General features: G+C 46.5%; 8 protein-coding genes (1 of these 8 only partly in view). All 8 read left to right on the forward strand.

All coding sequences use genetic code 11. From position 1 onward, the window contains the following. Window positions 1–876, forward strand: a complete 876-nt coding sequence (gene rfbD / locus B4V02_RS02640; protein ID WP_094153677.1) for a dTDP-4-dehydrorhamnose reductase — start codon at window positions 1–3, stop codon at window positions 874–876. 98 nt (window positions 877–974) lie between these two features. Further along, window positions 975–1,961, forward strand: a complete 987-nt coding sequence (locus tag B4V02_RS02645; protein ID WP_244188440.1) for a glycosyltransferase family 2 protein — start codon at window positions 975–977, stop codon at window positions 1,959–1,961. A 220-nt stretch (window positions 1,962–2,181) separates the two neighbouring features. After that, on the forward strand, window positions 2,182–2,238 hold the full coding sequence (locus B4V02_RS27170) for a hypothetical protein (protein ID WP_413782955.1): 57 nt from the start codon (window positions 2,182–2,184) through the stop codon (window positions 2,236–2,238). 271 nt (window positions 2,239–2,509) lie between these two features. Further along, window positions 2,510–3,418, forward strand: a complete 909-nt coding sequence (locus B4V02_RS02650) for a glycosyltransferase family 2 protein (RefSeq protein WP_094156927.1) — start codon at window positions 2,510–2,512, stop codon at window positions 3,416–3,418. Continuing rightward, window positions 3,415–4,815, forward strand: coding sequence for an undecaprenyl-phosphate glucose phosphotransferase (locus B4V02_RS02655; RefSeq protein WP_094153678.1), 1,401 nt, complete (start codon window positions 3,415–3,417; stop codon window positions 4,813–4,815). Before B4V02_RS02650 ends, B4V02_RS02655 begins: the two co-directional genes overlap by 4 nt. Window positions 4,816–5,090: 275 nt before the next feature. Next, the gene (gene pcrB / locus B4V02_RS02660) at window positions 5,091–5,783 is read left to right on the forward strand and encodes a heptaprenylglyceryl phosphate synthase (protein WP_482811889.1); all 693 of its coding nucleotides are present in this window, start codon (window positions 5,091–5,093) and stop codon (window positions 5,781–5,783) included. A gap of 42 nt (window positions 5,784–5,825) precedes the next feature. After that, window positions 5,826–8,150 carry a DNA helicase PcrA gene (gene pcrA, locus B4V02_RS02665; RefSeq protein ID WP_094153680.1) on the forward strand — a complete coding sequence of 775 codons (2,325 nt, stop codon included), beginning with the start codon at window positions 5,826–5,828 and terminating at the stop codon, window positions 8,148–8,150. 88 nt (window positions 8,151–8,238) lie between these two features. Then, window positions 8,239–9,869 carry the 5' portion of an NAD-dependent DNA ligase LigA gene (ligA, locus tag B4V02_RS02670; RefSeq protein ID WP_094153681.1) on the forward strand. It continues 385 nt past the right edge of the window, so the window shows 1,631 of its 2,016 coding nt (coding positions 1–1,631); it begins with the start codon at window positions 8,239–8,241; its stop codon lies off the right edge, out of view.

The raw sequence follows: 9,869 nt of genomic DNA on the forward strand, positions 1-9,869 counted from the left end.
ATGAAGGTACTGGTTACTGGAGCATCCGGTCAACTTGGCAAAGATGTAGTAAAGGTTTTTCAGGAGCAAGGGCATGATGTCCTTGGTTACGATCGGGAACAATTGGATATCACGGATTTGCAGCAGGCTGTGAAAATTGTGGGACAGTATCAACCTGATGCTGTCATCCATTGTGCAGCGTATACGGCAGTGGATGCAGCCGAGTCTGATATTGATGGGGCTTACCAAGTCAATGCGTCGGGAACACGCAATATGGCGTTGGCTGCGGAAAAAGTAGGAGCCAAGCTAGTTTATATCAGTACGGATTACGTGTTCGATGGAACAGCGGAGCAGCCCTATCATGAGTATGACAATACAAATCCGCAGAGTATTTACGGAAAGTCTAAGCGGGCCGGGGAGATACTGGCCCAAACACTTTCCTCCAAATATTTTATTGTTCGTACTTCTTGGGTATATGGATTGCACGGGAACAATTTTGTGAAAACGATGCTGAAGCTTGGACAGGAAAAGCCGCACCTTCAGGTCGTAAACGACCAGAAGGGCTCGCCTACCTATACGGTGGATTTGGCTCGTTTTTTAGCGGAATTGGTTCAAACCGAGAAGTACGGCGTATATCATGCATCCAATAGCGGTTCTTGCACCTGGTATGAGTTTACGCAAGCTATTTTTCAGGATGCGGCAGAATTATTAGGTGTTAAGATTACTGCGAAACTGGACCCATGTAGTACGGAACAATTCCCTAGGCCCGCAGAACGCCCGTGTAATTCGGTTATGGAGCATATTGCGATTCGAACCAATGGACTGAATGATTTGCGCAATTGGCGTGAAGGATTACGGGATTTTTTAAAAGAGTATCTGGAAAGTTCCAGTAGGTAGAGGTAGGGTGTATATCTGCAGCGATCTCCCATCATTTTAATGATTGGGAGATTTTATTATGTAGAGACATATGTCGATCAAGCTCAATGAGTATTATAATGTATAAGACAGTTCGTCATATATGGAGCTATAAGGAGGTCGTGATTCTGAAAAAGCCCAGTGTACAAATTTTGTTATCTACATATAATGGAGCAGCTTATTTAGATGAGCAAGTAGAAAGCCTGATCAATCAGAAAGACGTAAATATTCAGATTCTAGTTCGTGATGATGGCTCAACAGATGATACGGTTGCCAAGCTGAATGCGCTGAAGCAGCGTTATCCTCAACAGATTATTTTATACCCCGAGAGGAATGTAGGGGTTATTGCGAGCTTTTTTGATTTGATACAAAAATCTTCCGAGAATTTCGAGTTTTACGCCTTTTGCGATCAAGATGATGTGTGGATGCCAGACAAGCTTGCTCGAGCTGTAGCCCAACTCAGAAAAAAGGAAGGAAACCGGCCGCTGATGTATTGTTCTGCTACACAAATGGTCTCTCAAACTTTGGAACCTCTCAAGGTATGGCCAGCAGATCTAGCCCGATCTTTATCCTTTTATAATGCTCTCATTGAAAATGTATGTGTAGGCTGTACCATGGTGATCAATAAAGAAACACTTCAGCTCGTGAAAAAGAGAATGCCAGCTTCTTTGAAAAACATTATTATGCATGACTGGTGGATTTATTTATGCACATCCTCTTTTGGTGAGGTTGTATTTGACCCTATACCTTCCATTTGGTATCGGCAGCATCAAAACAATGTGTTGGGAGGCTCTACGGACGGCTGGGTTAGCAAGTGGAGGAAAAGGCTAGACAGATTTGTAAAAGGGAAAAACCGCTATATTTTAAGCAAACAAGCGCAGCAATTTATTCAACTCTATGGACAAGACCTGCCTTCTCAGATGCATAAAGATATTGAACTATTTCTGAACAGCTACCAAAAGGGATTATTCCCTCGGCTGAAATACATTTGGCAGTCTCCCTTTTACAGACAGTCAAGGTTAGACAACTGGATTTATAAGCTGGTTTTCCTGTTGGGGAAATTATAGAGGTGTGAAGAAAAAATATTGAAACTTTTTTCCAGATACAAGCGTCAAATAATCAAAGGTACAAATGAATACTAGATAAAAATCCATCGAATGCATGTTCCTTTATGGAAAAATATAGTATAATTGAGAGGTGCAACCGATATAGGCTGGCAAGGGCGGTCGGCTAACTCTCCCGAGGAGGGGGGTGAAGCCTGTGACAGTGTTTGAGGCGCTCAGTTTAATGCTGACGTTCGGGGCGTTAATCGTCACACTGTTAGAGTTTAACAAACGAAAATAGACCGCCCCCGCAAGGAAGGGTCTATTTTCGGCCTGATTGTTCCAAAACCGTCCGCTCTTGGGAGCGTCGGTTGCGCAGGGGCTGGCTGGCACCGGCCCTTTTTCCATGTATATCTTACCACGATGATTTTTAGACCTCAAGAATTTTGCAAAATCCTGCATGCTGTGTGAGTTACAAGTTATGTGCTTTTTTGCGCCCCGTAGTCTGTGGGGTATGCTATAATAGTCGATAGTAGAATAGATTACTGAATTTGTCAGGAGCGTTTTGAATGATGGATGTAAGCATACTGGTCGTCAACTATAACACGTGTCGATTGACGCTGGATTGTTTGCAGTCGGTGTATGCGTCCAAGACGCAATATCGATATGAAGTGATTGTCATCGACAATCATTCCAGTGACGGGTCTGTTGAGGCTATTCGTGCTGAATACCCGGAAATTTGGCTGATAGCGAATGAAGATAATACAGGTTTTGCCAAGGCAAACAATCAGGGAATGGAAGTGGCCAGCGGACGTTACATATTGCTGTTGAATTCCGATACACTGGTGCAGCCGGACACGCTGGATACAATGATTCAGTTTATGGATACGCATCCCGAAATGGGAGCATCGGGCTGCAAGGTCATCTTGCCGGATGGTTCGCTGGATAAGGCATGCAAGCGTGGATTTCCAACGCCGTCTGCGTCCTTTTACTATGCTTTTGGCTGGTCGAAGCGTTACCCCGATAATCCGAAGTATAACCAATATCAGCTTGGACATCTAAGCCCGGATGATGAGTATCCCGTGGATGTGCTGGTTGGAGCTTTTATGCTGGTCCGTCGGGAGACAATTGAGCAGGTCGGCGGCCTGGACGAAACCTTTTTTATGTATGGTGAGGATATTGACTGGTGTTATCGAATTAAACAAGCAGGATGGGGCATTTACTACTACCCGCGCACATATATTGTTCATATCAAAGGGGGCAGCGCTCGTCGTCGTCCTCTGAAAATAATTTATGAGTTTCATAGAGCCATGTGGGTATTTCACCGCAAGCATTACAAACAGCAGTACAGTTGGATCACCAACATGGCTGTATACGCGGGGATTACGGTGAAATTTGGAATGGCCTTTTTGAAAAATAAATGGTCTGCACCGGTCAAACCGGACAGCGGCGAACAATCTCGTACCGAGGTGAAAGCATGATACGCAGAAATCAACGATTTTTAACCCAATTGTATATTGTGGCGGATTTCGCGGTCATTCAGTTATCTTTCCTGATCGCTTGGTTCTTTAAATTTGAAAGTGAATGGATTACCTATAAAGAGCCGCTTCCTATTCAAGTATATGGAGGCTGGAGCTTAATCTACGGTCTAATTGCCGTGGTGCTAGGTATGCTATTCTCGCTTTATTCGCCCAAACGCAAAAAGCGATTTGCAGACGACGTATTTCGCGTCACCCAGATCCATATTGTTGGCTTGTTTGTATTACTGAGTGTCATGTTTTTCGTCAAGCAAATCGATATTTCGCGTTCCTACCTAGCGATCTATATGGTTGGGAATGTGCTGCTGATTTTGTTCTACCGATATTTTTTGAAGCGAATTCTTAAAGCTCTCCGGCAAAAAGGGTACAATAAGCAATTCATGCTCATTCTCGGGGCAGGCTCTCTGGGCCAACGGTTTTATCATAATCTTGGACAGTATCCTGATTTGGGATATGAAGTAGTGGGATTTCTGGATGATAACCGCCAATGGAGTGAAGAGGAGGAAGCGCGTTTCCGTCCGATCCTTGGAGGATTAGATCAATTGGAGGCAACGCTGTCTCGCCTGATGATTGACGAGGTCATTTTGGCTCTACCACTGGATGCCCACGATAAGTACCCTAAAATTATCAATATGTGTGAAAAGGCTGGGGTACGCACACTTATTATTCCTGACTTTTTCGACTATTTGCCGGCTCGGCCGTATTTTGATAACTTTGCAGGCATGCCGATGATCAATGTACGGGATATTCCGCTGGATATAGCGGGAAACCGGTTATTTAAGCGTCTGTTCGATATTTTTTTCTCTTTATTCGCGATTATTCTGACCGCTCCGATCATGCTGGCCGTGGCGATTGGTGTGATGGTTACATCAAGAGGTCCCATCATTTTTAAGCAGGAGCGGGTAGGCTTGAATCGTCGTACCTTCCGAATGTACAAATTTCGCTCCATGAAGGTGCTGCCGCCTGGGACTGAAGATACAGGATGGACGACTGCTAATGATCCAAGGCGTACGCGTTTCGGTTCCTTTATCCGTAAAACGAGCCTTGATGAGTTGCCACAGTTTTTCAACGTGCTGCTGGGAGATATGAGTGTCGTTGGCCCCCGCCCGGAAAGACCGTATTATGTGGATCAGTTCCGTGAGGAAATTCCCAAATACATGGTGAAGCATCATGTTCGTCCCGGAATTACAGGCTGGGCACAGAGCAACGGATTGCGTGGGGATACGTCCATTGAGGAACGGATTAAGCATGACATTTTCTATATTGAGAATTGGTCGCTCTTATTCGATATTAAAATTATTTTCCGCACGATTCGCAACGGTTTCAAAAATGCATATTAATCCCAGAGTCGCCCTTCGGTTCAGCTGGAGGGTGTTTTTGTGTCTATATAAGCTGAAATTAAAAGTTACCTATTGTGCCACAGCTTGTGCCACTGTGCAGACGGATGGTGCTCTAGTGGAAAGCTTGCGTCAGTCAGGGAAGCTGAGTGTTCCCATTGAATACGAACATTGACACCATTTAAGCACTGTCATAGACTTAGCATAGAACGCTTTTGGATATCGAATTCGGATTGTACGGATCATGACAAAAGCATAGGATGCTGGAGGAATGTGTGTTGGCAGATTCAATTCAATCTTGGAAACATGTATTTAAGCTTGATCCTGACAAGGAACTGGACGATGAGGCGCTGGACGCCGTGTGTATGTCTGGTACGGACGCCATTATGATAGGAGGTTCATCAGGCATTACCTATGAAAATACGGTGGATTTACTATCGCGGGTTCGGCGTTATGAGGTGCCGTGTGTGCTAGAGGTGTCTGATCTGGAGGCTGTCGTGCCGGGGTTTGATCTGTATATGATTCCCATGGTGCTGAATACCATGAATAGTAATTGGATCGTAGGGCAGCACCAGCGTGCGATTGAGCAGTTTGGTTATATGATTCCTTGGGATTTGCTTGTGGCAGAGGGATATATTGTTTTGAACGGAGATTCTACGGTCGCTAAGCTTACCGGGGCGGAGACTTCGCTGAGTGCTTCATCAGCTGCCTCCTATGCGCAGATTGCTGACAAGCTCATGCATCTGCCGATTGTATATGTGGAATATAGCGGTACCTTCGGGGATATGGAACTGGTACAAAAAATACATCGCAGCACAGAGCGCTCTCGTGTCCTATACGGAGGAGGTATCGTGGATAAATCTACCGCGTTACAAGCGGCTGCCGTTTGTGACACCATTGTAGTAGGAAATATCATTTACCGCGACTTGGCGAAAGCGCTGGAGACGGTGGCTGTGAAATTGAAAGTATAGAACGTTTATTTTATGGAAGCTCGGAGAAAGGAGCATGCACGCATGCAATCAATAGATATACACGAGGCTGTAGCCCGCCTCAATCCTCCTCAGCGTCAGGCCGTAGAGGTAGTGGATGGTCCACTGCTGATTATGGCTGGCGCAGGCAGTGGCAAGACACGGGTGCTCACGCACCGAATAGCCTACCTCATCGCGACCCGCAAGACGGCTCCATGGGGTATTTTGGCGATTACCTTTACGAACAAGGCCGCGCGTGAGATGCAGGATCGCGTATCCAAGCTGATTGGCCCGCAGGGGAGAGATGTGTGGGTATCCACGTTCCACTCGATGTGTGTACGTATTTTGCGTCGGGATATCGAGCGAATCGGATTTACCTCCAATTTCAGCATTCTGGATTCCACGGATCAATTGTCTGTCATTCGGAGCTGCATGAAGGATCTAAATATAGATACCAAAAAATTTGAACCCAAAGCGGTTCAATCTATGATGAGCACGGCTAAAAATGAACTGGTCACTCCTGAAATGTATGAGCGCAAGATTGGCGATTATTTTGAGGGAATTGTGGCGAAGGTATATACCAAGTACCAACAACGGCTCAAAAATAACAACTCTCTTGATTTTGATGATTTGATCATGGCGACGATTCAGCTTTTTAAAGAAGTGCCTGAGGTGCTGGATTTCTACCAAAAGAAATTTCAGTACATTCATGTCGATGAATATCAGGATACCAACCGTGCGCAGTACATGCTGTGCAAAATGCTGGCCGATAAGCATCACCGGATTTGCGTAGTAGGTGACAGTGACCAATCCATCTACAGATGGCGGGGCGCGGATATCAGCAACATTTTGAACTTTGAAGAGGACTACCCGGAAGCACGTACCATTTTGCTGGAACAGAACTATCGGTCAACCTCGAACATACTGAATGCAGCGAACGAAGTGATTGCGCAAAATACAGGACGCAAGCCGAAAAAGCTATGGACAGACAAGGAAGGCGGAGCCAAAATTAAGGTTTACCGTGCTGATTCGGAGCATGATGAGGGCTACTTTATTGCCTCTGAAATTAATAAGAATATTAATGCAGGTAAAACCTATAGCCATCATGCCATTTTGTATCGTACCAATGCTCAGTCTCGGGTCGTCGAGGAAATTTTGATCAAATCGGACATACCGTATCAGATCGTTGGCGGGATCAAGTTCTATGATCGTAAAGAGATTAAGGATCTTCTGGCCTATCTGCGCCTGCTTTCCAATCCTGACGACGATATCAGCCTGATGCGAATCATTAACGTGCCCAAACGCAGCATCGGAGACACGACCGTTGGTAAGTTGCAGGCAGCCGCAGCGGAGCGTGGAGTTTCGATCTTCCGCGTGCTACAAGTAGTAGACGATTTGGGCTTTGCCGGACGTACGCGCAATGCGCTTGTGGAATTTTACGATATGATCGAAGGCTTAAATCGGATGGTGGACTATCTGTCGGTCACGGAGCTAACAGAAAAAATGCTGGAAACCACCCAGTATCGACTGGAGCTGCAAAACGAGAATACCCTCGAATCACGCGCGCGTCTGGAAAATATTGATGAGTTTCTGTCGGTAACCATGGAGTTTGAGAAAGGAGCAGAGGACAAATCGTTGGTCTCCTTCCTGACTGATCTTGCTCTTATTGCAGACATAGATTCCATGAATGACGATGAAGACGAGCAAAGTGATGCTGTTGTATTGATGACCATGCACAGCGCAAAAGGTTTGGAGTTTCCGATTGTATTTATTGTCGGCATGGAAGAGGGAGTATTCCCCCACAGCAGGGCCTTCTTGGATAATGAAGAGCTTGAGGAAGAACGCAGATTGGCGTATGTCGGTATTACCCGTGCAGAGGAGCAGCTGTTCCTTACATGCGCACAAATGCGTACTTTGTTTGGCCGTACAACGGCCAATCCGCCGTCGCGCTTTCTGGAAGAGATTCCGGATGAATTAAAAGAGGATACGATCATCAGACAGGACCGCTACCGTCGTTCAGGCAATGTAGGTGGCTCTTATGGCGGGCGTGGACTGGGTAAAAGCAGTGGCAGTAACTTTGGAGGAGAGCGTTCCTTTGATTCGATGAGCCGTAGTGGCTCAACCGCTTCTGCGTCGCCGCGTGTTACCGTAACAACATCTTCATCGCCTAAACCTTCCCCGGCAGCTTCGGCAGGGGGCCCTTCTATTTTTGCTGCTGGAGACAAGGTACAGCATGGCAAGTGGGGAGTGGGAACCATTGTGGCTGTCAAAGGTACGGGCAATGATATGGAGCTTCAGATCGCCTTCCCGGCTCCGGTCGGGGTCAAACGTCTGCTGGCTGGCTTTGCGCCTATCACAAAAGTAGAATAAATCTTACACATCAATAAATCTCGAGCCTCACAGCGGCAGAGTGGCCTAAGCTTCTGCCCTGATGGAGTTCCCGGAGGGATACGACTGCATGAACCCAATGCACAGGATGGAGCAGCTTGTTGCTGAGCTGAACACATATAACTATCATTATTACACACTGGATGAGCCCATGGTCAGCGACAAAGAATATGATGTGCTTTATGACGAACTAGTAGCCCTTGAACAGACGAGCGGACTGGTGTTGCCAGATTCGCCAACGCAGCGCGTGGGTGGGGAGTTGCTAAAGGGCTTCACGCCACATCGTCATCTGTCCCCATTATGGAGCCTGGATAAAGCACAGAATATGGAGCAGCTGCGTGCATGGAACGCGCGTGTCGTGAAGCTGGTCAATGATTACAATACCAAGAACCCGGAGCAGCCTTTGCCTTCCCCAAGCTATGCGATAGAGCTTAAATTTGATGGACTAACGCTGAACCTGACTTATACGGATGGAAAGCTGGTGCAGGCTTCTACCCGCGGCAATGGTGTCGTGGGTGAAGGGATATTGGCACAGGTAAAGACAATCAAATCCGTACCGCTTACGATTCCTTTCCAGGATGGTACCATTGAAGTGCAGGGAGAAGGCATTATGAATCTGTCCGTGCTGGCGAAATATAATGAGACCGCTGTGGACCCTCTTAAAAACGCACGTAATGCCGCAGCTGGTGCTTTGCGTAATTTAAATCCTAAAGTGACAGCGGAACGGCGACTGAATGCATTTTTCTACAATGTGGGATTTGCGGACCGTATTCAGTTTGATAGCCACCAGGAGATGATGTCTTTCCTGCGTAACAACCACTTTAAGGTGAACCCATATCTGACTTACTTTGATAATTTTGATGATGCTATGGAGCAACTGGCTGAGATTGAAGAGTCTCGCTCCGGGTTGGATTATCTTATTGACGGGGCTGTATTGAAAATTACGGATATGCGTACACGCGAGGTTCTTGGGTATACCGATAAATTTCCGCGTTGGGCGGTGGCATATAAGTTCGAAGCAGAGGAAACCACCACAGTGCTTAACTCGGTCGAGTGGAATGTAGGTCGAACGGGTAAGATCACGCCACTGGCAAGGGTGGAGCCGGTAGAGCTGGCAGGAGTCACTGTACAAAATTGTACACTGAACAATGCTGGCGATATCGAGCGTAAAAATCTGAAGTTCGCATTGGGGACGCGTGTATTTATTCGCCGCTCCAATGATGTCATTCCCGAGATATTGGGAAAGGTGACATCTGAAAATGATGGGGAGGAAATTGTCGTGCCCGATCATTGCCCGGCCTGCGGATTTCCATTGCAGCAGCGAGGGGCCCACTTGTTCTGCGACAATAAGCTGGGGTGCAAACCACAGATTGTGGCCCGTATTTCCCATTTCGCATCACGTGATGCCATGGATATTGAAACATTCAGCGACAAAACAGCGATCCAACTGCATGACGAACTGGAAGTACGCGAGCCTGCGGATTTGTATAGACTCCAATATGATGATCTAGTGAAGCTGGAGCGGTTTGGTGAGAAAAAAGCCAATAACCTCCTGACAGCACTTGAGAAGAGTAAAGAAAGAGATTTGGCTTCCTTCCTTTACGCTCTGGGTATACCGAATACCGGTAAAGCGACAACACGCATGCTGGCTGAACATTACCGCGATTTGCATAAGGTCATGTCCGCTACCGTGGAAGAACT

The organism is Paenibacillus kribbensis, from assembly GCF_002240415.1.
In the GTDB taxonomy this organism is placed as follows: Bacteria; Bacillota; Bacilli; order Paenibacillales; family Paenibacillaceae; genus Paenibacillus; species Paenibacillus kribbensis.

Excerpts from the sequence above, each read along its gene's own strand:
- rfbD (WP_094153677.1), top strand. The coding sequence starts at position 1 with ATGAAGGTACTGGTTACTGGAGCATCCGGTCAACTTGGCAAAGATGTA.
- B4V02_RS02650 (WP_094156927.1), top strand. The coding sequence starts at position 2,510 with ATGGATGTAAGCATACTGGTCGTCAACTATAACACGTGTCGATTGACG.
- B4V02_RS02655 (WP_094153678.1), top strand. The coding sequence starts at position 3,415 with ATGATACGCAGAAATCAACGATTTTTAACCCAATTGTATATTGTGGCG.
- B4V02_RS02645 (WP_244188440.1), top strand. The coding sequence starts at position 975 with ATGTATAAGACAGTTCGTCATATATGGAGCTATAAGGAGGTCGTGATT.
- pcrA (WP_094153680.1), top strand. The coding sequence starts at position 5,826 with ATGCAATCAATAGATATACACGAGGCTGTAGCCCGCCTCAATCCTCCT.